Origin of the sequence: Arcobacter sp. s6, assembly GCF_040884245.1 — a bacterium.
In the GTDB taxonomy this organism is placed as follows: domain Bacteria; phylum Campylobacterota; class Campylobacteria; order Campylobacterales; family Arcobacteraceae; genus Aliarcobacter.
Map to the genome: position 1 here is coordinate 1 of NZ_JBEVTN010000022.1, position 25,260 is coordinate 25,260.

A 25,260-nucleotide genomic window follows, 5' to 3' on the forward strand; every position below is an offset into this window, starting at 1 on the left:
AGTATTTGATAATTTAAAAATAGTTATTATTTCATTTCGATTAATGAAATGAACTTAGAAGGTAAAAAATGAAACTCTTTTATAAAAGATTAGATCTTACAAAACTTGAATATGATTATTTAATTAAATGTGTTGATTTTGAGAAATTAGAAGAAATAGAAAAAGAGTATGAAAACTTTGATGCATTTAAAGGATTTAATATAATAGAGAAATTAAATAATCCAAAAGAAATTGAATATAGCTCTAATAAATCTGCAGCAGCTTTACAAGCAACAGAAGCAAGAAGTGAAAAAGTTAAGTATAAAATGAATATAGCAATTGAAATACTACAAACTCAAAAAAAAGAGATAACACACTACGCAATAGCAAAAATATCAAAAGTAAGTTTTAATACTGTAAAAAAACATATGTCTTATGAATATGTCAAATCATTTAATGAAATGAAATAATTATACTCAAATTAAATATTCTTCTTATCCTTTCTATCTTTTAAAAATAGTTTTTAAAACATTAATTGACAATTTGTCAACTAATTAGGTATAATCACAAATGAGAATAATTTCTAAGAAAACATTAAAAGATTTTTATGAACAAAAAGAGTATGCAGATAGTAAAACTTCTTTAGAAGCATGGCATAAAGAAGCTATAAACTCTAATTGGCAAAACCCAAATGATATAAAAATACAATACAAAAGTGCAAGTGTAGTTGGAAATAATAGAATTGTTTTTAACATACATGGAAATAAATATAGATTGATAGTTAAAATAAATTATTACGCACAAGTTGTTTATATTAGGTTCATAGGAACCCATAAACAATATGATGCAATTGATGCAAAGGAGATTTAACAATGAGTATAAAACCAATAAGAACGCAACAAGATTATGAGAATACATTATTAAGAATTGATGAATTAATGGATTCACTTCCAAATACACAAGAATTTGATGAACTAGATATATTAGTTACACTTGTAGAAGCTTATGAAGAAAAACATTATAAAATAGATACACCTGATGCTATATCAGCAATTTTATTTAGAATGGAACAAGAAAACTTAAAACAAAAAGATTTAATTCCAGTTTTGGGAGATAAATCATTAGTATCAAAAGTATTAAGTGGCCAAAGAAAATTAACAGTAGAAATGATAAAAAACCTACATGAACAATTAAAAATTCCTTTTGAAAGCTTATTTGGAAAAGTTTCTTATACTTGATTTTAAGTATAAGAATTAATTTACTATCTTATAAAAGTTAAATAAAATTGTAAAATATAAAAATAAAATAGACACACTATATCTCTCAATTTCAAGCTAACAAAAAGCAAAAAAATCCCATCGACTACTATTGTAATAATAGCTAGTAACTTTAATTAATCATTACCATATACGAGAAATTTTAAAGTAGCAAAATCTTTAAAATAGCATATCCAAATTAATTATTACATACTATTTTATTACTAATAAATTAATATTAATCTATTAGTAATAAAATATCAAATAATATATAATCTAATATCAATTTAATAGTATTTAATATATAATTCAATATTAAAAAATCAAAGGAATTTAAGATGGTGATTTCAGTTTGTAATGAAAAAGGTGGCAGTGGGAAAACTACAATTGCCTTAAATCTTGCAGTAAAACTTGGACTATTAAAAGAAGATACTTTATTAATTGATGCGGATCCTCAAAGAAGTATTGAAGTCTTTACAAATATTAGAGCAAATGAAAATATTGAACTTATTTTTAATACTGTTTCAAAATTTGGAAGTAGTCTTGGTAAAGAAGTAAAAAGCTTACAAAATAAATATTCTTCTATTATTATAGATACAGGTGGAAGAGATAGTGAAGAGATGAGACAAGCATTAGCTATTAGTGATTTAGTAATTATTCCTACACTTCCAAGTGATCTTGATATTGCTGTTTTAAATAAAATGATAAATTTGTTTAATCAAGCAAAAGTATTTAATCCAAATGCAAAAGCACTTATCACTATTTCAAAAGCAAGTCCAAATCCTTTTTTAACTAAAAAAATAAAAGATTTAAAAGAGTATATAATAGATAAAAAACTTGAAGATATAAAACTGTGTGAAAGTGTAATATATGAAAGAGAAGTATATAAAAACTCTTTTTCAAATGGTTTAGGTATTTTAGAATTTGTAGATGAAAAATCAAAAGCTTATCAAGATTTTAATAACTTCTTTGATGAACTTGTCGAATTTACTAATAGTTAAATTAATATTTATTTACTAATAAATTAATACTAATATAATAGTAATATACTGATAAATTATAATAAAAATAAAAGGAACTACAATTGAAAGAATCAATATTTAAAAAGAATGAAAAAAAATCTTTTGCTTTTATAGAAGATAAAACCCTAGAAAATGATGTTAAAGAATTAAATGAGTTTGTAAGCTCTGCAAGAGGTGAAACAAAAAAAGCTCTAAATCCAAGAGGAAGACCTAAATTAAATAATGATGAATTAAAACAAGAACAAATAGTGATTTATCTTACAAAAGAGCAAAAAGATGAAATTACTAAAAAAGCAAAACAATCATCTTTAAGTGTTTCAAAATATGTGTTAGTTAAGATTTTTGGGATAAGTTAATATGTTTTCATATTTATAAATATGATGTTATTTTTTTAATTCTTCAAGATAATATTTATGTCCTAGAGAATATAAAATCCCAAAAATAACAAGTGCTGCTAATGGTAATAACTCGTACATTTTAAATCCTTTTTATTATTAGAATATTTTATCTTAAAATTGTGATTTTTAATAAAAATTGAAAGATTCTTAAGTATTGTTTTTATACTAATTTCATAGTGCTTAAGTAATACAAATTCTTCAATATAAAAATTTTTGGAAAGAAATTTCAAAACTTATGCCTAATTATTTAGAAAAAAAGAGTGGCTACGATTAAATGGTCATAAATTAGATATTAATTAAGCTAGATAGTGTTGCGTAATAGAAGCACGATTATGTTTCATCTCATAACTTACTTGTTGCAAACACTCTTCATAAGAATATCCAGCTTTCCCATATTCAAACATTCTTCTTTTTGCAAAATTCCATCTAAGCCCATGACTTGCTTCTGGATTTTCATTTAATGAAATTGCTGCTTGTTTTATATCATTATAATATTTTTGTCTATTAATTTTAAATTTATCATATTCTAATATATATGATTCTAAATTTGTGTATGTATCAATTGAAACAAGAACTTCTCCTGATTTTCCACCTTTTTCTTTAGTAAGCACAATACCAACTTCTTTATTTGTAATAGAATCAACTTTAATACCCATCATTTGGTCTTTTTTTATAAGTGCAACTCCTTCTATTCTAGCTCCACCTTCATATTGAATTTTTGCAGCAATTTTATGAAGAGGATCTTTTAAATTTTCAATTAAGAACAAAGGATTATTGTATGCACGATTATGATAGTTATTGCTAACATATTTTAAATCTCTATCTTCATCTAAAATAGTTTGACGAATTGAAAAATCATATTCTCTATCAACATTATGAATATTTTTAGCAAATTTTTTTAATGCAATTTCTAATTTTCCAAGGGCTGCTGATATTTTCTCTAAATATTGTTTAGAAGGGTAATATTCCACTTTATAATCCATATAAGCTTGAATATGATGTGGTTCTATTTTCTCAAAGTCTTTTAATTTCCAATGTTCCAAGAGATAGTTAAAAAAGTTGTTCCAAATTGCTCTATAGCTTTCCATGGTTTTATATGAAGATACAAATTGATAGTGTTCATGATTAGGATTTACTTTATCTTCTTTCTTTACACCAGCTTGAAATATTTGTTTTACAAGTTGGCTAGATTGGTAGTATACACTTCCTCTCATTTTATATACTCACTAATTATCTAAACTACTATAAGTTTCACTTTCAATAACCATATAATCTTCATTTGATAATTCATAATTTATTTCATAAGAAGCACAAATATTTTCTAAGAAAGTAGATAAGTAAAATATAGCATTTTTTGCTAATAAGGAATATTGTTTATTTGGATTCATTAAATCTATTTCTTCAAGATATAAAGCTTTTAATTCATCAGAATTATTTATACTTAGTACTGTTTTATATAAATTTATGATTTTTTCTTTATTTAAAATCATTTTTCTAAAGATTAATGCGTCATTATGAAGGGCAATTGCAATATCAAATAAATCTCTAGAATTTCCAATATCACCTCTATAATAGATTTTTTTAGCAATAATTTCTTCTATTGAATCAATATATAAATTGTAACCCCATAAATCAACTTTATTAAATGGTTCTTTTGATTTCTTTATTACATCAAAAAATTGAATTTTTGAGTTTGTATCTATAACTATTTCTGTATAAATATCATTATGTCTAAAATTCCCAGTAAAACCAATATCTTTCATTTTTGTATTTATATGGTTATTCCAATTTGATGGTTTTAGAAGATGGGTTTTATTCTCTTTTGCATAAATAAATATATCAATATCAGTTGAATATCTATGATTAAAGTAATATGCTGCTAATGCAGTTCCTCCACCTAAAGTAGATACTTCTAAAAGATTATTCTCTTTTAATAAATCTAATGTTGCATCAAGCATTTGTTTTTGTATAGTAAAATCATACATTTGTTAAATTCTTTTTATTTAATATGTTTTGTAATGCACTTGGTATTGATTTAGTTTTTTTAATAGTATTAAAATCAGAATGTTTTAGTCTAAATCTTTTATCCCAGTTTTTTGCAATACCTTGAATGTTTCTAAAAGGACTAGATATATAAATACTTTTAATATCTCTTTTTGATAAAGAAAAAGTTTTTATAAAATCTTCTAATTCATTAACTTCTAATTCTTTGAAAAACTTAGAAAAGATTGTTTGTTCTTTAATAGTTGCATCATGATAATCTTTTTTAGAAAAAGCTTTTTTTATATCTTCATATATAAAATTCTCTGTATCAATATTTCTATTTAAAATATGAAAAAATCTATGATTATTTTTCTTATTTAATATCTTTCCAACTTCTTGAGTATCAAGATTAGAAAGTAATTCATATAATTTATTTCTATTACTATCTTCTTGTTTCCAATCATTTAATGTTGCGAATGGAATATCTAAATATTTGCTAATTTCTATTTGTGTCATTGCAACTCCTTTTTATTTACATTATATATGATAATCGTAATTTTGTCAATATATTTAATTTGTTAAATTTGATAGTTTCAGCCTCTATCTGTGGCAATTTTTTTGTTAAGTCAATCTGCATTTGTTTAAATTCTTGCATTTGAATTTTTAACATTTCGTACACACTTGTTAAGAGTAAAAATCTATTATATTTATTTAATTGTACTTACAATTTAAAGCTTGTCAAACTTCTTTGATTTTGTTAGTCTTGAAATTTCTGTACCAAAGAAAAAGAAATATTCAAACGCTCTTTTGGTTAAGATGGGAGGAAACACTCGTAAATGAATCTGAGCTCCAACTATGATTTTTTGTTTTTGTATAAAATAAAAATATAAGAAAGTTTAACATTTATTTTTGTTTATCATACATGTGATAGAAAAGCAGAGAGACATAACTGTTTTTTACAGTTTCCTTTTTTAGATAAATAAATGTTAAAGTGCCTTTATAAAGGTATATATGGATGTTTTGTAAAAGGGACTGAAAAACATAAAAATAAACAGATTCTAAACAGGTAAATAAACACCTGTTTAGATCTTTTGAAGAAGTTTTAGTGGTTGTTGTTGTCTTATTTCAACTGCTTTTGAAACTTCACTATCATTGTAAGGTAAAGTTCCAACCATACTAAAAGCATTATTAATAGATTCTTGAATAAAATAGAATTGGCTATCTTTTTCTTCAATTAACCATACTATATCTCTTATCTCTTGAGCAAATTCATATCCTTCTAATACTTTATCAACAATATTTTGTGTAGCTTCAGGGGATAAATAATGAACCGATTGTTTTAATGCTAATACAAAAATTGATATTAAAAGATTTTGAGCTTCAATTTTTTCATAGCTTTTTATGGCTGTTATACAATATCGTATTGCGTGCATAATAATCTCTTTTGTGCAATATACTTGATACGACTTTGAAGTTTGCACTTTGTTGTATTTATCCCGAATATTCATAGTGATAATTTTTGAATATGGATCAATAATCATAAAATCATTATCGTTAATAATCATACAAAATTCATAGAACTTTGTATGAAAAGGTTCATTTATCCAAAGATTATCATGGATTATTAACTCATAAATAGAATTGAAATCATGTAATCCATCATAAATAGGATTAAAAAGTGAATATTGTACTTTATGAGTATTAAGTTTATAAACTCTCCTTGATTCTTCATCTATATCTTCATTGATTAGCTTTTGTTGAAGATTCTGTAAATAATTTTCTTTTTGCAGAATATTCTTTTCTTTTAGAACTTTTTTTTGATACATTTTATACAGGCAATAAAATAAAAAGATAGTACTAACTATTATTAGAAGAATGCTAAAGAATTTCATTGAAACTTCTTTAGTAATAATTGATGCTCATGAAATAATTTTGTAAGTAGTTGAGGAGTAAATCTAAATTCTTTTTCAAGAACACTTGCAACTGAGTATCCTAAAAATGCAAGATTAAAAATCTTATATATCGCTTTTGCCTCAGATTTTGAGATAAAAATATTTCCATTGCCTTTATGTTTTAATATTAGATTTTTTGTACTTTGATACTCTGTAATATCAAGGTATTTGTTTTGATTATTGCCAATATCAAATAGGTTTAATTCCTCCATGAAGTGCACGGTATCACTAAATGTTGAAGTTAGTATTTGATCACCTATCAAAACTAACTCGTTTCTTATAAACTTTTTTTTTGCAACTTTATCCTCTTCGAAAATATGAATCAAAAAAATCTCTTTATCAAAATTGAGAGCTACAGGTATAATTTTAAGTTCAACTCCTAAATCATCACTAAATGTAAATATTTGATCGTGTACCATTTTTAATTTTCCTTTGTTTGTATGTTGTTTTCTAATTCAATCCACAAGGCATGAATTGTGGAATAAGAAATTTCAAGCCGATGATATTTGGCAAAATAAGTTGCTATATCTCTAAAACTCATATTTTGCTCTAACTTTAGAGTACGTACTATCGCCCAATATCCAAGCACCTTTTGTCGTTTTACTTTGGTCTTACTGTTTTTAGCTCGAAGTTTTATTGCCTTGAGATTTACATCATCAAACTCTTTTTCAACAGAATTTACTGCTAAAATAAGTGATGATAAAGTCAAAATAGTATTATCTACATCACTATGAGCATTTTTTAGTTTGTGAAACAGTTGTTTTTGTAATGCAAGGATTTTTATTTTTGTAGAAATATCTACTTTTGCAAAGAGTCTTAATCTTTGATTTTGGCATTCTTGGTTAAGTTTTGTGATGGTTTCACAAGCGGTGCTCTTTGAGTTGTTCATAACTTTTCCTTTAAAATAAAACTTCTAAAGGTATTCATATTTTTTTGGATTTGTAAAAATATGAATATAGATATAAATTTCTAAAAGGAACAACTAATGGCAGTAAAAAGTAAAATGGAGAAGTATAAATATCAAATAATTGATTTGATTAAAAGAGGTGCATCAATTCGTTCAACATGGGCAATTATTAATTCACATATTCCTGATGAGGAAAAAATAAGCTATACAGCCTTTTTTCACTTCGTAGATAAACATTGTTCTAATTGAGATAATTTAAGTTTATGGCCTGAAGTTATATACGAAGGTAATTTAATTTCTAAAAGTCTCAATATATTTTGACTATTAGTGATAATCATTTCACATTCTTGTTTACTAAATTTTGTTCTAATTGTTTCGATAAATTTATTTTGAATACGTTTTGTGAAAATTGGTTGATTAATGAAAAGTTTCCAGACTGGAAATTTTTCAATAATAGAACATAAAAATTCAACATAATTAGAAGTGGGATTTTTGTTATGCAAATTATTATACTCAATTATTTGCATAATATAATATAAAAAAAGTAAAGGTCTTGATGGGCCTACAAATGATAAAAATTTCACAAATGATGACATTTCAATATTATCAAATTTCTGAATGATTTGATCAAGAATTATTTCTTTCAATATTTTATTTATATCTTTTTTATCCATGAAGAATCCTAATTCATTTAACAAATGCATGTTGTCTGAATCAATACTATGAAAATCATCTAAAACATATGGTTTCGTGCCATTGAATAGGAAGTTTGGACTCGCTCCAAATTCATCAATATATTTTTGAATTACACTAATACTAGGATTAACTTTACCCAATTCATATCGAGCTAATGATGTTTGAGTCATATTCAATTTTTCAGACATTGCATTTTGAGTCAGTTCTAAATATTCACGGAATTCTTTTAAATACAATTTCTCTCCTTTAGATAAAATGTAATTATAACCATCTTAAAATTAATTGACTTTTAAATTATGTATTTATCTATTAATTAAATACTATATCTATTATATTAGACCATATTAAAAGATATAACACTTTATATGACATAAGTAAAAGCTTTATTTAAGTATATAAAATATAAAATTCTATTTAGTATTTTATCAAAAGGAGAATTTATGCACTCAAAGCAAATTGCAATAAAATATCTTGCTCCAAAAATCAAAGATTCAAAATCAATATTTTTTGATTTAGAGATTTTTAAATTAGTATTGTGCTGGGCTAGAGATAGTGCAAGAGAATTTTTTGCTACGCAACAATCAAAGATGTTTTTATTACATTATATTGATGATATAGCACCTGTGGTAGATGAGTATTTAATTGCTCGAACAACAAAAATGTATAAAGATGCAGTTAAAAAAAAGAATACACTTTTTAATAGCTTTTGTTCAAGCGAAAAGGTAATTGAATGGATCATTAATAGATACATAAATATATTTGTTTCAATAAGTACTAATAAAAAATACAAAGAATATACAGATATAACAAAAATAAGAATTCGTTTTGATCAAGATATAGCTTTTTACAGTAGTGATATTGAAGAAGAGATTGAATTTGAAAAATTGAAAAAATTGCCTAAAGAATCAATAAAAAAAGCATTAGAAAAGGTATGGGAAGATTCAAAATATGATCTAGATTTTGACTATTTAGACTTTGAAAAATTATGTTGTGAATTTGAGTTCGATGCAAATGAAGTAGTTGGTAGCCACGTATTTGAAGAACCCAAATTTTCTAAATATCAAGTTGAAATTGGACAATTCCAACTAAAATTATTATTTTGAAAGAACAAAACAATGAGTGACATTATAACAAAAATACAAAATAAAATAAAGTATCAGGAAAAAATTCCTGATTCAATTCAGAAAATTGATGATATTTTAGCAAATAATATTCATCTTTTAGAAGAAAATGAAATAGCAGAACTTAGAAATGAAAAAAATAATTTAGAAAAAAGATTAATTAAATCAAATTTGTCTATTGATGAGAAATTCAATAATTTCTTTTACACAACTACAGACATTGAAGATGCACCTAGGACAGAGTGGCTAATTTCAGAAGTGATTCCTTCTAGTACGATTGGAGTATTCTATGGAGCACCAGGAAGTGGAAAAAGTTCTATATTAATTAATTATTGCAATTTAATGTTAGAAAATTTTACAAACACATATATCATATATATAGATGCAGATATGGCTTTAGGGAAAATCAATGATTTTGGAATAGGAAAAATGATAAAACAATATGGTGAAAGATTTAAATATGCGGGGAAATCAGTTAACGATATAAGTATTATTGCACAAAATCTTTTAAAAGAAATTGTACAAGTTCAACTTGATTTTCCACAAAGGAAATATATAGTAATAGAAGATTCATTAACACTAATAACTCCTAGAAAAAATGGTTTTATTGACGTTGAAAAATTATATAAATTTGAAAAGCAGCTAAGGAATGCAAATGGTACCATTATTATAGTTACACATTTAAACAAAGCAGGATTATTCGCTGATTCGCAGAAAATCGAGGATTATTCCGATTATACTTTTTTAATTGAAAGAAATGATTTTAATTCATCAATATTATTGCATCCACGAAAAGCGAGTAGGTATGCTATTGGATACAAAGCATACAAAACGGAGAATAGAAAAATTGTAGAAGAAATTGATTATCAAATGGCAAATATAAGTAATTCAGAGGCTACATTTGTAAATTTAATTTATGATTTGTTACAAGATAGTGAAATGAATCAAACTGAAATAATGAAATACTTGAAGCAGATTTCATTTTTCTCTAAATTTGCAGTTGGTGAAAAAAAAGTTATTTCTTGGTTAGAAAAATGGGCAAAAAATGGAAAATGGGCTTGCGAACAAAGAGTAAATGAAAAAAATGCAAAGTTTTACTATGTACAAACTGTAAAACTTGCAAAACTTGCAAAACTGCCAAACAATAATAAAATAGGATCTCAAAATGGATAAAATAAACGATATTAAAATTATTGCAAGTATTTTATTTGAATATTACAAAAAAGTTGCTCTAAATCCTGAGGAAACAGCCTCTATAATTGGGAGAAGTGAGGATTATTTAAAAAAAGACCGCGAAGAAGCAATTGGTATTCCATATACACGACTTAATGGCAAAGAGAGAGGTAAACCTCTTTATAATATAACAGCTATTGCAAAAGCTCTAGTTCAAAATGAAAAAAGAGTTTTTTAAATGATTTACAAAGATGGAGTTTTCTATCTTTGTATTACTATTTTTTTGAATTAATTTCCTTTTCTAATTCTTTTAAAAAATCAATTATTTCCTCAAAACAATATATATATCAAAAATCATATTTTGCATAATTTTAGTGTTACAGTTTCACCAAAAAGTTCACTTCGTTTTATGTAAATTTGCTATTTTATTCATTGTTATTATCTTTACATATTTGTTTTATTATTTCATATACCCATATTGTTGTACTTTGAGTATCATTTAAAATTTTTTCATACATTTTAGAATCTATTTGTTCTTTTATCTTATTTATTACTTCATTTGTAATATGCTCATTACCCAAAGATTTTAAAGCTTGAACTATTAAAGATCTTTCTTTATATTTAAATCCAATATCTTTTAAATTAGACTTTTTAAACTCTATTACTACATCATTAAATAATTTATAACTTTTATTTGGACCATCACTAAGGTAAATATACTTAGCTCGAATTTGAGTAGATAGATTTAAGATATTTAAAGCACTATCTCCAGATACTTCTATTCTCCAGTTAAACTTTCTAGCATATGGCCCTGGATACTTGTTCTATATCTGGATTTAATTCTTTTTTTAGAAAATCACTATATTTTGGATAATCATAAATTCCTCTTGATACTCTTCTTATTTTTTTAGCTTTTACTAAATCTGATAGTACATTATCAATTTGTTGAGAATCAAATTTTTTAATCAAATCACTTGATGAAAATACCCACCCCCTACCATGACCTGATATAAAATAAAATACCGTATCATAGAGTTTCAATTGATTATTACTTAATTTTAATATCTAGAAAAAAGTATATCTTTTTCTAGATTTAGACTAAAATATATTAAAACAATTCACTATATAATTTCTTCATTTTTTCATAATAAATTGCATCATTACCTAGTTCAACTTCTAATAATTTATGAATTACATAATCATCGATTAAGTCATCAGTTAAAAGTGTAAAATCTGCGTCTACACTAATATTAATTTTATGTTTTTCTTCTTTTGATTTCAAATAAGATTTAATTAGTTCATTAGTTACTGTTTTATCTAAATATTCTAAATTTTTTAATAATTCATTAACTGTTTCTTGCATTTCTATGCATTCTTTAACTGCCCATTTTGATAGATTTTCTTTATCTATTTCATTTTTATGGGCAACAGCAATTGCTTGAGATAAACACTCTTCTCCATTATGATAAAGATAAGCACATAATCTATCTTTAACACAATTTGTAGGTGTGAGAAGTTTTAAAGTTCCTACATGAGTTTTTAACTCATTATGAACTTTTGGTTCTTCGTTTCCCAAGCTAACTGGTCCAGTCGGAAATTCTACATAATAATCATTATCAGGATGTTTAAAATATCTATCTTTAGTTTTTTCAAAACCTGCTTCAATCATAGCATTTTTAACCTGTTCTGATTTTATTGAAGGATTAGCAATAAAATCTAAATCATAAGATGAATAATTTGAGTGAGTATAAATTTCCATACAACTACCACCTGTTAATACAACCTCTATTCCTTTAGCTTTGAGTAATTCATAAACTATCGATGCCGTTTCCTCAGGTGTTTTTACTTCTTTTAATAATTCAATATGCATCTTTATATATCCTAAATATTATCTCTTCTTTGAACAAGTGGCTTATTTTTACTTCTAGGTCTACTTCTATCTTTTCTAACTAATCTAGCTCTATCTTCTGGCTCGTAAGTAGATCTAGATTTAATTAGTAACGCTGTAAGTTCTTTAATAAATGGATTTCTTTGATTTAATTCGTAAATTCTTATATTTCCAATATCTCTACCTACAATAATACTTCCTGTTTCAAATTTTTCTAATTGTTTTTTAATTACAGAAGGACTTACATCATAAAATAATGCTATTTCTCTTGCATATGCACTATCTCTTGCTAATAAAAATTGTAATACTCTTTCTGCATTTCTACTACCAAATAATACTTCTAACATGTTAACTCCTTCTTATATTTTACATTATAGAAAACATATTCTACTTTATATTAAATGTATTCTACATAATAGAATATAAATATAAAATTAAATTATCTATAGAAGCCTATAATATAGTTTATTGTGAGATATATATTGTTTATATTTTAATATAATTAAGTTTAATTTAATTATCAAAACTTTAATTTAAATACAGCATCACTACCATTTGCTGAACTTAATTTTGCATATCTAATAGTTTGACTAATATCTGCATGATCCATTAATCTCATAATTGTATATATAGGTGTTTCTGCTATTGCTAATTGTGATGCAAATGTATGTCTTAAGGTGTGAATTACCACTCTTCTTTTTCTATCTTCAGGCTTTAATCCTTGATTAAATAATTTATCAAAAATTGGCTGTAGTATCTTATTTATTGAATTTCTATTTAGTTCTTCAGGTGAACTATTTACAAGATAATCAATTGGACTTAGATTTTCTATTCTTTTAGCAATTAATTCTCTATATTTAGGATGAATATATCCATTATATGTTCTTCTAGCTTTATGATTTTTAATCATAACCGCATTCGAGCTTAAATTAATATCAGCTTTTGAAATTGTTAAAACACCTCTAAGCCTTGCACCAGTAGATAAACTAAGAGCTAAAAATACTTTTATATTTTCTGTAACATCATCATTTATTTTATTGTCAAATAATTCTTGTCTATTATCTAAAGCATCCCATATTTTTTTTATTTCATTTAATTCTAAATATCTTTCTCTATCATTATCAACTTTTTCTCTTTCAACCTTTGCTGCTGTAGCTGGATTTTTAACATTTAAATCCTTTTTTGAAACCATATAGTTAAAAACTGTTCCAATGGTATTAATCCAATCATTTATTGTTTTTGGAGCATATTCCAGAGTTGTTTTTTGACTCTTTAATTTTTTGGATTTAATTTTAAAATCTTCTACCATCTGTGTAGTTATATCATCAATTTTTATATGTCCAAAAGTAGGTTTGACATGCAATTCATATCTTCTTTTAGTATTTGGGCTATCACTTTTTGTTTCAATTGATTTATAATACATATTAAAACATTCATCAAAAGTTGGTAACTTTTGATTTAAAAACATTGGTGCATCTTCTTTTAATCTATCTATAGATGTTCTTTTTGCTCTTATTTTATTTGCATATTCTGCTGAGATTCCCTCTTTAAAACTACCAATTTTTTCTTTTGTATATTTTTTATTTTGCATATATGTGATATAAAAGACTTTGTCATTGTTTTTAGTTAGTCTATAAAATACACCTGTATATTTTGTAGCAGTTAAAGTTGAATTATTTACCATTTAAAACCTTTATTCTTTTGTTGGTTATTTGTTGGTAAAGTCTATCTTTTTCTAACTTTAATTAACTTTTAATAGCTTTTTTATAATAAGTTTATATGATTTAAATGCCTATATTATAGTACTTGTATCATTTTTTTGGACTTTTTAGAATTTATAGATATTTCTTATTTCAAAGAAGGTACACCTGTAGAAGTAGCTGTAGCTGAATAAGCTCTAAATACTATACAATCGAAGAGGTAGGAGCTTTTTAGCTTCTACCTTTTTTTATTTATTATTTTATATAATAAATTGAGTTTCTTTTGATTTCCAATTTATCAAGTTGATTTAATAAAAAATATTTAGAGGCTCTTTTTATTTTATGTTTAGTCATGTCTCTATTCAATTTATTATTTTTTATAAATCTTTCAATCTCTTTTTCTCTTGTTTCCTCATCGTTTATATGTATATATAATCTTTTTAAAAAAAGTAAGTTTATTGGTATTGAATTATACTCTAGTTGTTGTGATGAGCAAGTAGATGAACAAACACCTTCATATAATCCACCTTTTGAAGACATCTTTTTTTCACAACATTTACAAGTTTTTACTCCATCGCCATTGAATGTAAATGTTAACATGATTTCTTCCTTTACTAATTTTTTTGGAAGTATAACAAAAAAAAATAGATTTATAAACTTTTAGACTAAATAATCCTTGCTATTTACACAATTTCAACTATTTTGGAGCATATCTTTAAGTTACTTTTTAATTCATTAATTATTTTAGTAATCTAATTAAAAGTAAATAATATAAGTTTTTGTGAGAAAGGAAATTAATTGTATAATAAATATAAATTTTGCTTGAAGGAAAAGAAAAATGAATAAAGTTACATTTGAACCTAAAAACATTAGAAAGTTCAGCTTACACTGTCCATTTTCAAATGAAAAAATGGATAATGAAGATAACTCTTTTGAAATATATGAAGGAGCTGGAAATTATCTATTTGCAATGTGTGAAGATTGTTTATTTTGTGATGTTGGGAATAATGATGAAATTGAAAAATATTGGGATGAATCTCCACTAGAGGCTATAGAAAGATTTACTAGTAATTATCCAGATAAAAATATTTTAGTTATTGAAATATCTTATGGAAATGAAAGCTATTTTTATGGATTTTTAAATAAAAAAAATGAAGATTTAAGTAATGAAGAAATAGAAAAAAGATTTTTTAAAGAGTTAAAATAAGTATTGCTTAACAAATAATTAACTTGCTTCTATATATAATAAACGTATATTAATTATAAGGAAAAATTATGAGAAAATTTGTTAGTTTACTTATATTTTTATCTGCTTTAATTTTCACAAATTTAAATGCAGATGAAATGTTTCAAACAGTAGATCCAAAGGATGCTACATTGCTTAAAACAGACTCTTCAAAAGAGTTTTGTAATGTTTGTGGAATGCATTTAACAAAGTTTTACAAAACAAATCATGCAACTGAATTTAAAAATGGTCATAAAGAACAATATTGTTCTCTTCATTGTCAAGCACAAATTGAAGAAGATTATGCTGATAAAATTAAAAACATACAAGTTGTTGATACCAATACTTTAAAATTCATTGATGCAAAAAGTGCATTTTATGTAGTTGGTAGCTCTAAACCTGGAACAATGAGTCTTGTTAGTAAATATGCTTTTTCTACAAAAGATGAAGCAATGAAATTTCAAAAAGAGTTTGGTGGAGAAATTCATACATTTTCGGAGAGTTTAGATATTGCAAAAAAAGCTTTGGATAAAGAAAATAGTGCTATTGATGAAAAAAGAGTTCCTATGGCTATAAAAGGGAAAAAAGCTTTTGAAGCTATGTGTGATACAAAACAAATAAAAGATTTTAATTCTATTGGGGAAGCAAAACAATATTTAATTGATAATAATGTTTGTCAAAATTTAAACCCTCAAATGATGCAAGCCGTAGCCATATATTTATACAATCCTGTTCTAGCAAGTGATAAATCAAAAATGATTGAAGTTCCAAGTGAAGCAAAATGTCCTGTTTGTGGTATGTATGTATCTAAATACCCAAAATGGGTAGCTCAAATCAAAATAAATGATGATCATGTACATTATTTTGATGGCGTAAAAGATATGATGAAATTTTATTTTGAACCTACAAAATACGAACATAAACATAATAATAATCAAATAACAGAACTTAATGTTACAGATTATTATACATTAGAATCAACAGATGGTAAAAAAGCATTTTATGTATTAGGTTCAAATGTTTATGGCCCTATGGGAGAAGAATTGATTCCATTTAAAGATGAAGAACAAGCAAAAAAATTTATGGCTGATCATTTTGGAAAAACTGTTTTAAAATTTGAAGATATAAAAAAAGAAATTTTATTTTAACAATTTATGACAATGCGATTTAATCGCATTGTTAATAAACAAATATAATATTAGTGATTTTTGATAAAAGAACAACAATAGTCAACTAGTGAATGTACTCTTAATTTAAATTTAGAATTAGCTTGAATCTCAAAAGATGCAGGACCTTCATATTTTACCCAATCTTGTGCTGGTAACATAATTTCTAAAGTACCTCTTTGAATATCCATAACTTCTTTATGAACTGTATTTAATTCATACTCACCTGGTAACATAATTCCTAATGTTTTTCTAGAACCATCTTCAAACACTATTGTTCTACTTGTAATATTCCCTTCAAAAAGAATGTTGGCTGCTTTTGCAATAGAAACATTATTAAACTCTGCCATTTATTTTCCTTGTATAATTATTTTTAATATATTATCATAAATATTATATAATAATATTGAAGCAAAAGAGTAGTTATTTTTTGTTATAATTTGTAAATTAAAATAAAGGTGTAAAAATGAGTATCCAAAAAGAATTAGAAGATTTAATAAAAAATGAAGTACTTGTTGAAATTGAAGATTATATTGATGAATTATTTGAAATTGTAGCTGCTAAAAAAGAAGATGCTGAAATTAAAGAAGAATTAAAACAAATGCAAGAAATGAAAAAAGAGTTCGAAGATATGCTTGTTGATTTAGTTCATGGAGATATTGATGATGAAGAGTGTGAAGAAATAATTGCTGAAATCAACGATATGAGAAAAGAAGACGTAGAATAAAATCCTTTCATGCAAGGATATATACTAGATATTAAACCTGTTAAAGATGATGATTTAATAGTATCTATATTAGCTGAAAATGAGGTCTTGACTGCATATAGATTTTATGGAGCTAGACATTCAAATATTAATATAGGTTATAAAATTGATTTTGAGCTTGAAAATACTAAATCTACAATTCCCAGATTAAAAGATGTTATTCAATTAGGTTTTCCTTGGATACTTGATAATGAAAAAATGTATTGTTGGCAAAGATATATAAAACTTTTTTATCCTCATCTAAAAGATGTAGAACAAATTGATTCTTTTTACTTTTATAACTTAGAAAATTTAATACATATTATGACTAAACAAAATGCTTTAAGAGCTATTTGTGAATCATATTTATCAATACTTGAATATGAGGGCAGATTCCACACAGATTTTGAATGTTTATTATGTGAAAATAAAATTACTGAAAATATATCACTAGTAAGAGGATTTTTACCTGTTCATTCAAGTTGTGCTTATGCAAAAGCATTTGATATAAATAAAATGAAAGAACTTTTTGAAAGAAAGAAATTAATAAATTTCAATGACCAAGAAATGGAAATTTTATGGGATATTCTACTTCAAGGTTTATAACAAAGAATAGATTATTCGTCTAATAATCTATCTTGTAAAGTTTCTATTGCTTTTTTAAGAATCTTAGTGTCCAATCCATATTGTGATGCTTTAGAAATAGCATTAGCTACATTTTCATCACTCAATGGTAAATTTACACTACATGCTGTTTTTATAACATCTAATATTTGTGTTTTAATTTTATATTCACTACTTACTTTTGATACATCATCTACAAATTCAATCATATCAACTAAATTATCACTTAATTTCCAATATTTAAATATTTTAGCAGTAATTTCAGAAGTAGTAAATCCTAATAAATCTCTCTCGGCATTCTCTATACTAACACCAGATGCAATCTTATTTTTAAATTCATCTGCTTTATCTTCAGAAATAAGTAAATCTGATAATATAAATTTACCTATTTCTTGTAAAAGTGCAGGAAGAATTATTTCTTCTTTTAAATCAACATTAACTTTTGATAGCCATAAGTTAGCTAATGTTGATGAGATATTTGATGCTCTCATAAAATCATCACTATTTATACCATAAGGAGTTAAGCTTGTCATCAATAGGTTTTGAACTGTTCCACCAATTGCAATTGAAATAGTAAAGTTAATTCCTAGTAGGCTAATAGCTCGACCAGGTGTCTCCACTTTTGATCTAAATCCAAACATAGCAGAATTTGAAATCTTCAATAAAGTTGATATTATAAGTGCATCTTTTTCAATTATTTCTAATAAATCTGATGCTTCTTTATCACTTCTTTTTCTAAATTCCTCTATATCAATTATAGTTTTTGGTAAGGGAGGAAGAGATTCTATCTTTTGTAAAATATTAATAGACGACAAATGTTATCCTTCTTTTATTATTATTTTTATTATAACGTATTTTATAGCAATATCTATACAAATTATTTATACATTAAATCTAAAATGCATAATGTCACCATCTTGCACAACATAATCTTTACCTTCAAGTCTTAATTTACCAGACTCTTTACATTTTGCTTCACCACCAAGATTTACAAAATCATTATATGCTATAACTTCAGCTTTTATAAAACCTTTTTCAAAATCATTATGAATTACAGCTGCTGCTTGTGGTGCTTTAGTATTTTTTCTAATAGTCCATGCCCTAACTTCTATTTTTCCAGCTGTAAAATATGATTGAAGCCCAAGTTTATCAAATGCTTTATGAATAATTTGTTCTAATCCTGATTCTTGTACGCCTAAATCAGCCAAAAACTCAGCTGCTTCTTCCTCTTCAAGACCAACTAACTCTTCTTCAATTTTTGCACAAAGTAAAATAACATCAGCACCAACGCTTGCGGCATGTTCTTTTAAAATATCAACATATTTATTTCCACCATCTGCTAATGAATCTTCATCAACATTAGCTCCATAAATCACATCTTTATTAGATAAAAATCTAAGCTCTTTATCAAGTGAAATGAATACTTCATTTTCATTATTTTCATAAGTTTTTACAGGTTGTAACTCTTCTAAATGTTTAAATAAATCTTCAGCTATAAGTAAAGAAGCTGCTGCTTCTTTTGAAGATTTTGATTGTTTTTTTAATCTATCAATTTTTTTTTCAAGTTGAGAAATATCTGCATAAATTAATTCTGTTTCAATGATTTCAATATCTCGTAAAGGATTTACATCACCTTCAACATGAATTATATTTTCATCTTCAAAACATCTAACCATATGTAAAATAACTTCAACTTCTCTAATATTAGATAAAAACTGATTTCCTAAACCCTCACCTTTTGAAGCACCTCTTACAAGACCTGCAATATCAACAAAATCAATAGTTGAATGTTGAATTTTATCTGGATTAACAATTTTTGCTAATGCATTTAATCTTTTATCAGGTACTGGAACAATCGCTTTATTTGGTTCGATTGTACAAAATGGATAGTTTTGTGCCTCTGCATTTTGTGCTTTTGTCAAAGCATTAAAAGTTGTTGATTTACCTACGTTTGGAAGTCCTACTATACCTACACCTAATCCCATTTTATACCTTTTATTTATATATTTATTTTTTAATAATTTAGATATATTATAGTTAAAAATGGCAAAATAATAGCTAAAGTGAATAATAATTGAGTTATAAGTTGAGTTTATAAAAAAAGACGATAGTAGAAATTTTCTACTATCGTTTTATTAAAAATATATTTTAGTCAATTAAATTTTGTAAAAATTTAATTGTCATTCTAACACCTGCTCCACTTGCTCCATGAGGATTATATCCCCATACGCTTTCTACAAATGCAGGTCCTGCTATATCAAAATGTATCCATTTTTCTTTATTTTCATCATAAATAAAATTATCTAAAAACATACCAGCTGTTATTGCTCCACCATATCTTGTATTTGCAATATTACAAACATCTGCTATTTCTGATTTTATAGCTTTTTTTAGATATCTGTTAAAATCTAAAGTTGTTGCGTATTCACCTGATTTAAGCGCACTTAATACTGCATTTCGTTTTAAAATCTCATTATTTCCCATAATTCCTGTTGTATATTGTCCAACACCAACAACACAAGCACCAGTTAGTGTTGCGTAATCAAAGATATAATCAATATCTTTGATCTCATCTTGTGCATAACATAAACAATCAGCAAGGACAAGTCTTCCTTCTGCATCTGTATTTCGTACTTCTATTGTTTTACCATTTTTAGCTTTTAAAATATCATCAGGTTTATATGCATTTCCACCTATCATATTTTCAACAGCTCCTACAATTCCATGAACTTCAAAAGGAAGCCCTAGTTTTGCGATAGCCCACATTGTTGATAACACAGCACAACCACCTGATTTATCAGCTTTCATAGTAACCATAAAATCAGCAGGTTTTAAAGATAATCCACCTGAATCATATGTTAAACCTTTTCCAACCAAAACTATTTTTTTAGTAGCATCTTTTGGTTTATATGATAAATGAATAAGTTTTGATTCATGAATCGAAGCTCTACCAACACTATGCATTGCCATCATTTTATTTTTTTCTAAATATTTTTCACCATGAACTTCACAAGATATAGCTGCATCTTTTGCTAATTCTTGAGCAATTTCTGCCATTACTGATGGATAAAAATCTGCAGGAGCAGTGTTCACCATTGTTCTTGTTTTATTTACTGCTTTTGAAATTATTTTTGATTCTTTTAGAATTTTTTCTAACTTGGAAGTTTTTTCTTTTACTATTAGATTTAATTCTATTTTTCTATTTTCTTTTTCTGATTTGTATTGAGTAAATTTATACTCACCTAAAAGTGCACCTTCTACTACTGCTTTTAAATTATTTTCTAAAATTTCGCATAATTTTATTTTTGCACTTTTAAATTTTGTTGTTTGAAGTTTTTTTATAGCAGTTGCAATGGCAATTGCTATTGAATCATAATCATTTTCTTCAAATCCTACATAAATTTTTTTTGACTCTGCTAATAAAATACAAGCTTCATCTTTTGCTTTGAAATCAAGAATTTCTAGAATTTCTGAATCTTCAATACCATTAAGTGTATTGAGAAGAATTATTTCTATATCAGAACTATTTTTTGAACTTTTTTCTATTAAATTAATCTTCATCTTTTTTAACCTTTTTATCTACTTTTTTTGTAGCTTTATTGAAATAATAAATTATACTTCCACCAAAAATCAAAGCAATTGGCACTGCTAAATACCAATGATCTTTAGCCCAATCTAAAACCTTCAAAATCTCATTACCAAAATACCATACAGGTACAATTGTCAGTGCAGCCCAACACCAAGCTGATATAAGATTTATAAAGGCAAACATTTTTGCATCATATCTTGTAAGTCCTATTGAAATAGGAATTATAGTTCTCATTCCATACATATATCTTTGAACAAAAATTATTGGCCAACCATATTTTTGTAATAAAAGATGTGCAAAAGCAAACTTTCTTCTTTGACCTTTAAATTTTTTATGTACATAGGATTTATTAAATCTCCCAATATAAAAATATACCTGATCTCCCATAAAACCACCAAGACCAGCTACAAATATTGCAATATATAAATTCATATCACCGGTATGAGATAATAAACCTGCCATTATAAGTCCTGCTTCACCCTCTAGCATTCCCCATGCAAATAATATTATATACCCATGTTTTTTTAATAAGTATACAAATTTTTCTTCAAAACCCTCTACAGGTGCATTATATAAATTATATGCTAAATAAGAAAAAAATACTACTAAAAATACTGCAAATATCTTTCCAGAATAAGGTTGAATTTTCCTAAAAAGTTCTTTCATAACTCTCCTTACTCGTCAAAATTTAATATACTCTTCGCTTGTACCATATCTTTGTCTCCACGACCTGATAAATTTATGATAACTGTTTTTCCTTTTAATTTATCTTTTGCTTTCTTTAAATAAGCAATTGCATGAGCACTCTCAAAGGCAGGAATTATCCCCTCACGTCTGCTAAGCCATACAAAAGCATCCATAGCTTGCTCATCAGTTATTGAATCATATTGTACTGATTTATTATCCTTATGAAAAGAGTGCTCTGGCCCAATTCCTGGATAATCAAGTCCTGCACTAATTGAGTGAGCTTCTAAGATCTGACCATCTTCATCTTGAAGTAAATATGAGCATTGACCATGTAAAACCCCAGGACTTCCCTTTTCAAGTGAACATCCATGTTTATCAGTATCAAGACCTAAACCACCAGCTTCTATTCCAATACAAGTTACCTCTTTATCCTCTAAAAAGTGAGAAAACATACCAATAGCATTTGATCCACCACCAATACATGCAACAACATAATCAGGAAGCCTACCCTCTTTTTCGAGTATTTGTTTTCTTGCTTCATAACCAATAACTGCTTGAAAATCTCGAACCATCATAGGATATGGATGAGGACCTGCAACTGTTCCTATTATATAAAAAGTATCCCTTGCATTTGTAACCCAGTATCTAATAGCATCATTCATTGCATCTTTTAATGTTTTACTTCCACTTTCAACAGCAACAACTTTAGCACCTAGTAATTTCATTCTAAATACATTTAACTCTTGACGTGCAACATCTTTTGCACCCATAAAGATAGTACATTCAAGTCCCATAAGAGCTGCGATTGTAGCAGTCGCAACTCCATGTTGACCAGCTCCTGTTTCAGCTATTACTTTTGTTTTTCCAAGTTTTTTTGCAAGTAGTCCTTGAGCTATTACATTGTTTACTTTATGAGCTCCTGTGTGGTTTAAATCTTCTCTTTTTAAATAAACCTTTGCACCAATTTCTTCACTTATATTTTTTGCAAGATAAAGAGGATTTTCACGTCCAACATAATCTTTTAATAAAGCATTTACTTCAGCCCAAAACTCTTTATCAAATCTATATTTTTTATACTCAATTTCTAACTCTTTTAAAACTGGCATCAAAGTTTCAGGTACATATTGACCACCAAAAATACCAAATTGACCTTTATCATCAGGATCAAATACACTTGGTTTTGGAATATAATTACTCATATTTATTTTCTCTTTTATTAAATTTCTAGTACAGAATACACAGGTGCTATTTCAGACAATTTTTTTGCACCATCTAAAATATGTATATTCATTAAAAAACACATTTCAACTAAATTTACATCTAATTTTTTTATTAAATTAGCAGCCGCATACGCAGTACCACCACTTACAATAATATCATCAATCAATAAAACATTTACATTTTTTTGATTATTAAAAGCATCTAAATGAAGTTCAACTTCATCAAAACCATATTCTAATTCATATTTTTCACAAACAGTTGTGCTTGGAAGTTTTCCTTTTTTCCGAACAGGAACAAATCCAACACCTAATCTATCAGCAAGTGCTGCACCAAAGATAAAACCACGTGAATCAATACCAGCGATATAATCTAAGTTATATGACTTATATCTATCTTCTAAATGATCCATTAAAAGCTTGTATGCATCTTTATTATTTAATAAAGTTGTAATATCTTTAAATACAACTCCAGCTTTTGGAAAATCTTTTATACTTCTAATTGAATCTAATAATATCTTTTTGTTATTTTCATTTAATATTTTATTTTCGCTCAATTTAAATCCTTTATGCTTTATAGACAAAAGCGGAATTATTCTATCTAAATATTTATTATGATTTTATGATGTTTATAAAATATTTAAGAATAAGTTAAATATAATTAATAAAATTATTAAAGGTCTTCTATGCGCTATTTACTCATACTGTTTATAATAATAAATCTATATTCAATTGAAGTTCAGAAACCAAAAGTTTATGATAAACAAAAACATGAAATAAATGGTTGGCTAATGAGTGAAAAACTTGATGGAATACGAGCTTATTGGGATGGAAAAGATTTATATACAAAAAATGGAAATAAAATAAATGCACCAAAATGGTTTACAAAAGATTTCCCAAACTTTGAATTAGATGGAGAGTTATGGATAAAAAGAAATAACTTTGAAAACATCCAAAACATAGTTTTAGATACAAATCCATCTGAATCATGGAAACAAATAACTTATAATATTTTTGAAGTTCCAAATGTAAGAGGAAATTTTAAAGAAAGATTAGAAAAAATAGATATTTATCTAAAAAATAAGCCCAATAAAAATATAAAAATAATTCCTCAAATAGTCTGCATAAACAAAAAGCACCTAGACTCTTATTTGGAAGAATTAATTAATAAAAAAGCTGAAGGCATAATAATAAAAAATCCAAATATAGAATATTTTACAGGAAGAAGCGATGAAATATTAAAAGTAAAAAAATTCGAAGATGATGAAGGGGAAGTAATAGGACATAATTACAAAGATAAAAAATTTAAAAGTCTAATAGTAAAACAAAAGAATGAAATTATCTTTAATCTAGGTGGAGGATTTTCTGATAAAGAAAGATTGAATCCACCAAGAATAGGAGATAAGGTAACATATAAATATTATGGATTTACAAAATATGGGAAACCAAAATTCGCTTCTTTTCTAAGAGTTAGAAAAGAAGAGTAATTTTTAATTTTAATATAGAGGGTATGTAGTAGTTACTAATTGTGCATCTCTTATTTTTACGCAAATATCGGTATCTTTTTCTGTATCAACAGTTAACTCTAGAGTTTTTACATCATCTTCAGATGTTATAACTTCTAATGATAAACATGAATTTTTATCACTTATTTTTGTATCCGTTGTAGTCCAATTTGTATCATTTAAAACTATGGCATCATCTATTTTATCAATCTTTTGATTCAACAAATAATAACTTTGAATAGATGAAACAGCAGAGGATACATCTCTTTTTATAGTGGAAACTAAAGCACTGTCTTTAGTATCTAAATATTTTGGAACAGCAAAAGATGCTACGATTCCCAAAATAACAATCGCAAAAATCAATTCTAAAAGTGAAAATGCATTTTTCATTAATAATCCTTTTTTAATAATTTAAAAAAGTATATAC

Annotated in this window: 35 protein-coding genes; 14 read left to right on the forward strand and 21 right to left on the reverse strand. The window is 25.8% G+C overall.

Annotation, left to right across the window (positions count from 1 at the left end; genetic code table 11):
- Window positions 1–68: 68 nt before the first annotated feature.
- The 5 genes from ABVS04_RS13435 to ABVS04_RS13455 all read left to right on the forward strand — a co-directional run bounded on the left by ABVS04_RS13435 (window position 69) and on the right by ABVS04_RS13455 (window position 2,613).
- Window positions 69–449 (forward strand): hypothetical protein, encoded by a 381-nt coding sequence (locus ABVS04_RS13435; protein WP_368031269.1) that lies wholly within the window; start codon window positions 69–71, stop codon window positions 447–449.
- A gap of 100 nt (window positions 450–549) precedes the next feature.
- Window positions 550–849, forward strand: a complete 300-nt coding sequence (locus ABVS04_RS13440; RefSeq protein WP_368031270.1) for a type II toxin-antitoxin system HigB family toxin — start codon at window positions 550–552, stop codon at window positions 847–849.
- Between the two features lie 2 nt (window positions 850–851).
- Entirely contained in the window at window positions 852–1,217 is a 366-nt protein-coding gene (locus tag ABVS04_RS13445) for a type II toxin-antitoxin system HigA family antitoxin (RefSeq protein WP_368031271.1), read from the forward strand.
- 356 nt (window positions 1,218–1,573) lie between these two features.
- Window positions 1,574–2,236: an AAA family ATPase gene (locus ABVS04_RS13450; RefSeq protein WP_368031272.1), complete on the forward strand. Its 663-nt coding sequence runs from the start codon at window positions 1,574–1,576 to the stop codon at window positions 2,234–2,236.
- An 83-nt stretch (window positions 2,237–2,319) separates the two neighbouring features.
- Complete coding sequence (locus ABVS04_RS13455; protein ID WP_368031273.1) at window positions 2,320–2,613, forward strand: hypothetical protein; 294 nt, start codon at window positions 2,320–2,322, stop codon at window positions 2,611–2,613.
- 338 nt (window positions 2,614–2,951) lie between these two features.
- Here the strand turns inward: ABVS04_RS13455 and ABVS04_RS13460 are convergent, their stop codons facing one another.
- From ABVS04_RS13460 to ABVS04_RS13485, 6 genes are all read right to left on the reverse strand, one after another.
- Window positions 2,952–3,869, reverse strand: a complete 918-nt coding sequence (locus ABVS04_RS13460; protein WP_368031274.1) for a hypothetical protein — start codon at window positions 3,867–3,869, stop codon at window positions 2,952–2,954.
- 12 nt (window positions 3,870–3,881) lie between these two features.
- Window positions 3,882–4,640: a nucleotidyl transferase AbiEii/AbiGii toxin family protein gene (locus ABVS04_RS13465; RefSeq protein ID WP_368031276.1), complete on the reverse strand. Its 759-nt coding sequence runs from the start codon at window positions 4,638–4,640 to the stop codon at window positions 3,882–3,884.
- On the reverse strand, window positions 4,633–5,154 hold the full coding sequence (locus tag ABVS04_RS13470; protein WP_368031277.1) for a hypothetical protein: 522 nt from the start codon (window positions 5,152–5,154) through the stop codon (window positions 4,633–4,635). Before ABVS04_RS13470 ends, ABVS04_RS13465 begins: the two co-directional genes overlap by 8 nt.
- A gap of 566 nt (window positions 5,155–5,720) precedes the next feature.
- A complete protein-coding gene (locus ABVS04_RS13475; RefSeq protein ID WP_368031278.1) occupies window positions 5,721–6,530 on the reverse strand; it encodes a hypothetical protein in 810 nt (269 codons plus the stop codon).
- Window positions 6,527–7,009, reverse strand: coding sequence for a hypothetical protein (locus ABVS04_RS13480; protein WP_368031279.1), 483 nt, complete (start codon window positions 7,007–7,009; stop codon window positions 6,527–6,529). Before ABVS04_RS13480 ends, ABVS04_RS13475 begins: the two co-directional genes overlap by 4 nt.
- 2 nt (window positions 7,010–7,011) lie before the next feature.
- Window positions 7,012–7,479: a hypothetical protein gene (locus tag ABVS04_RS13485; RefSeq protein ID WP_368031281.1), complete on the reverse strand. Its 468-nt coding sequence runs from the start codon at window positions 7,477–7,479 to the stop codon at window positions 7,012–7,014.
- Between the two features lie 96 nt (window positions 7,480–7,575).
- On the opposite strand from ABVS04_RS13485, the gene ABVS04_RS13490 reads away from it, so the two are divergent.
- Window positions 7,576–7,746 carry a hypothetical protein gene (locus ABVS04_RS13490; protein ID WP_368031282.1) on the forward strand — a complete coding sequence of 57 codons (171 nt, stop codon included), beginning with the start codon at window positions 7,576–7,578 and terminating at the stop codon, window positions 7,744–7,746.
- On the opposite strand, the gene ABVS04_RS13495 is transcribed toward ABVS04_RS13490, so the two are convergent.
- Window positions 7,716–8,429 (reverse strand): helix-turn-helix domain-containing protein, encoded by a 714-nt coding sequence (locus tag ABVS04_RS13495; protein WP_368031283.1) that lies wholly within the window; start codon window positions 8,427–8,429, stop codon window positions 7,716–7,718. The genes ABVS04_RS13490 and ABVS04_RS13495 overlap by 31 nt on opposite strands.
- A gap of 204 nt (window positions 8,430–8,633) precedes the next feature.
- Between ABVS04_RS13495 and ABVS04_RS13500 the strand changes: the two genes are divergently transcribed.
- The 3 genes from ABVS04_RS13500 to ABVS04_RS13510 are packed head-to-tail and all read left to right on the forward strand — an operon-like array spanning window position 8,634 to window position 10,725.
- Window positions 8,634–9,296 carry a hypothetical protein gene (locus ABVS04_RS13500; protein ID WP_368031285.1) on the forward strand — a complete coding sequence of 221 codons (663 nt, stop codon included), beginning with the start codon at window positions 8,634–8,636 and terminating at the stop codon, window positions 9,294–9,296.
- 12 nt (window positions 9,297–9,308) lie between these two features.
- A complete protein-coding gene (locus tag ABVS04_RS13505; protein ID WP_368031286.1) occupies window positions 9,309–10,487 on the forward strand; it encodes a hypothetical protein in 1,179 nt (392 codons plus the stop codon).
- A complete protein-coding gene (locus ABVS04_RS13510; protein ID WP_368031287.1) occupies window positions 10,480–10,725 on the forward strand; it encodes a hypothetical protein in 246 nt (81 codons plus the stop codon). The genes ABVS04_RS13505 and ABVS04_RS13510 overlap by 8 nt, the downstream gene beginning before the upstream one ends.
- Before the next feature lie 187 nt (window positions 10,726–10,912).
- Here the strand turns inward: ABVS04_RS13510 and ABVS04_RS13515 are convergent, their stop codons facing one another.
- The 6 genes from ABVS04_RS13515 to ABVS04_RS13540 all read right to left on the reverse strand — a co-directional run bounded on the left by ABVS04_RS13515 (window position 10,913) and on the right by ABVS04_RS13540 (window position 14,675).
- On the reverse strand, window positions 10,913–11,269 hold the full coding sequence (locus ABVS04_RS13515) for a DUF6088 family protein (RefSeq protein WP_368031349.1): 357 nt from the start codon (window positions 11,267–11,269) through the stop codon (window positions 10,913–10,915).
- A 16-nt stretch (window positions 11,270–11,285) separates the two neighbouring features.
- A complete protein-coding gene (locus ABVS04_RS13520) occupies window positions 11,286–11,528 on the reverse strand; it encodes a DUF6088 family protein (protein WP_368031288.1) in 243 nt (80 codons plus the stop codon).
- A 67-nt stretch (window positions 11,529–11,595) separates the two neighbouring features.
- Window positions 11,596–12,357: a hypothetical protein gene (locus ABVS04_RS13525; protein WP_368031289.1), complete on the reverse strand. Its 762-nt coding sequence runs from the start codon at window positions 12,355–12,357 to the stop codon at window positions 11,596–11,598.
- Between the two features lie 11 nt (window positions 12,358–12,368).
- The gene (locus ABVS04_RS13530) at window positions 12,369–12,722 is read right to left on the reverse strand and encodes an ArsR family transcriptional regulator (RefSeq protein ID WP_368031290.1); all 354 of its coding nucleotides are present in this window, start codon (window positions 12,720–12,722) and stop codon (window positions 12,369–12,371) included.
- Window positions 12,723–12,895: 173 nt separating this feature from the next.
- On the reverse strand, window positions 12,896–14,059 hold the full coding sequence (locus ABVS04_RS13535) for a tyrosine-type recombinase/integrase (protein WP_368031291.1): 1,164 nt from the start codon (window positions 14,057–14,059) through the stop codon (window positions 12,896–12,898).
- 271 nt (window positions 14,060–14,330) lie between these two features.
- Window positions 14,331–14,675: a hypothetical protein gene (locus ABVS04_RS13540; protein ID WP_368031292.1), complete on the reverse strand. Its 345-nt coding sequence runs from the start codon at window positions 14,673–14,675 to the stop codon at window positions 14,331–14,333.
- Between the two features lie 238 nt (window positions 14,676–14,913).
- Here ABVS04_RS13540 and ABVS04_RS13545 point away from each other — a divergent pair, with 238 nt between their 5' ends.
- Both ABVS04_RS13545 and ABVS04_RS13550 read left to right on the forward strand, forming a co-directional pair.
- Window positions 14,914–15,282, forward strand: coding sequence for a hypothetical protein (locus ABVS04_RS13545; protein ID WP_368031293.1), 369 nt, complete (start codon window positions 14,914–14,916; stop codon window positions 15,280–15,282).
- A 68-nt stretch (window positions 15,283–15,350) separates the two neighbouring features.
- Window positions 15,351–16,448, forward strand: a complete 1,098-nt coding sequence (locus ABVS04_RS13550) for a nitrous oxide reductase accessory protein NosL (protein WP_368031294.1) — start codon at window positions 15,351–15,353, stop codon at window positions 16,446–16,448.
- A 50-nt stretch (window positions 16,449–16,498) separates the two neighbouring features.
- Here the strand turns inward: ABVS04_RS13550 and ABVS04_RS13555 are convergent, their stop codons facing one another.
- Window positions 16,499–16,816, reverse strand: a complete 318-nt coding sequence (locus ABVS04_RS13555) for a pyrimidine/purine nucleoside phosphorylase (RefSeq protein WP_368031295.1) — start codon at window positions 16,814–16,816, stop codon at window positions 16,499–16,501.
- Window positions 16,817–16,932: 116 nt separating this feature from the next.
- On the opposite strand from ABVS04_RS13555, the gene ABVS04_RS13560 reads away from it, so the two are divergent.
- A complete protein-coding gene (locus ABVS04_RS13560; RefSeq protein ID WP_368031296.1) occupies window positions 16,933–17,193 on the forward strand; it encodes a hypothetical protein in 261 nt (86 codons plus the stop codon).
- A 9-nt stretch (window positions 17,194–17,202) separates the two neighbouring features.
- Complete coding sequence (gene recO / locus ABVS04_RS13565; RefSeq protein ID WP_368031297.1) at window positions 17,203–17,817, forward strand: recombination protein RecO; 615 nt, start codon at window positions 17,203–17,205, stop codon at window positions 17,815–17,817.
- Window positions 17,818–17,828: 11 nt separating this feature from the next.
- On the opposite strand, the gene ABVS04_RS13570 is transcribed toward recO, so the two are convergent.
- The 6 genes from ABVS04_RS13570 to ABVS04_RS13595 form a co-directional block, all read right to left on the reverse strand.
- A complete protein-coding gene (locus tag ABVS04_RS13570) occupies window positions 17,829–18,650 on the reverse strand; it encodes an HDOD domain-containing protein (RefSeq protein ID WP_368031298.1) in 822 nt (273 codons plus the stop codon).
- Window positions 18,651–18,716: 66 nt separating this feature from the next.
- The gene (gene ychF, locus ABVS04_RS13575) at window positions 18,717–19,820 is read right to left on the reverse strand and encodes a redox-regulated ATPase YchF (protein WP_368031299.1); all 1,104 of its coding nucleotides are present in this window, start codon (window positions 19,818–19,820) and stop codon (window positions 18,717–18,719) included.
- 163 nt (window positions 19,821–19,983) lie between these two features.
- Window positions 19,984–21,396 (reverse strand): leucyl aminopeptidase, encoded by a 1,413-nt coding sequence (locus ABVS04_RS13580; RefSeq protein ID WP_368031300.1) that lies wholly within the window; start codon window positions 21,394–21,396, stop codon window positions 19,984–19,986.
- Complete coding sequence (locus tag ABVS04_RS13585) at window positions 21,386–22,090, reverse strand: DedA family protein (RefSeq protein ID WP_368031301.1); 705 nt, start codon at window positions 22,088–22,090, stop codon at window positions 21,386–21,388. The genes ABVS04_RS13580 and ABVS04_RS13585 overlap by 11 nt, the downstream gene beginning before the upstream one ends.
- 8 nt (window positions 22,091–22,098) lie before the next feature.
- Window positions 22,099–23,310, reverse strand: a complete 1,212-nt coding sequence (trpB, locus tag ABVS04_RS13590) for a tryptophan synthase subunit beta (protein ID WP_368031302.1) — start codon at window positions 23,308–23,310, stop codon at window positions 22,099–22,101.
- A gap of 17 nt (window positions 23,311–23,327) precedes the next feature.
- Window positions 23,328–23,885, reverse strand: a complete 558-nt coding sequence (locus ABVS04_RS13595) for an adenine phosphoribosyltransferase (RefSeq protein WP_368031303.1) — start codon at window positions 23,883–23,885, stop codon at window positions 23,328–23,330.
- A 129-nt stretch (window positions 23,886–24,014) separates the two neighbouring features.
- Here ABVS04_RS13595 and ABVS04_RS13600 point away from each other — a divergent pair, with 129 nt between their 5' ends.
- Complete coding sequence (locus tag ABVS04_RS13600; RefSeq protein ID WP_368031304.1) at window positions 24,015–24,815, forward strand: DNA ligase; 801 nt, start codon at window positions 24,015–24,017, stop codon at window positions 24,813–24,815.
- 9 nt (window positions 24,816–24,824) lie between these two features.
- Here the strand turns inward: ABVS04_RS13600 and ABVS04_RS13605 are convergent, their stop codons facing one another.
- On the reverse strand, window positions 24,825–25,223 hold the full coding sequence (locus tag ABVS04_RS13605) for a type II secretion system protein (RefSeq protein WP_368031305.1): 399 nt from the start codon (window positions 25,221–25,223) through the stop codon (window positions 24,825–24,827).
- Window positions 25,224–25,260: the final 37 nt, after the last annotated feature.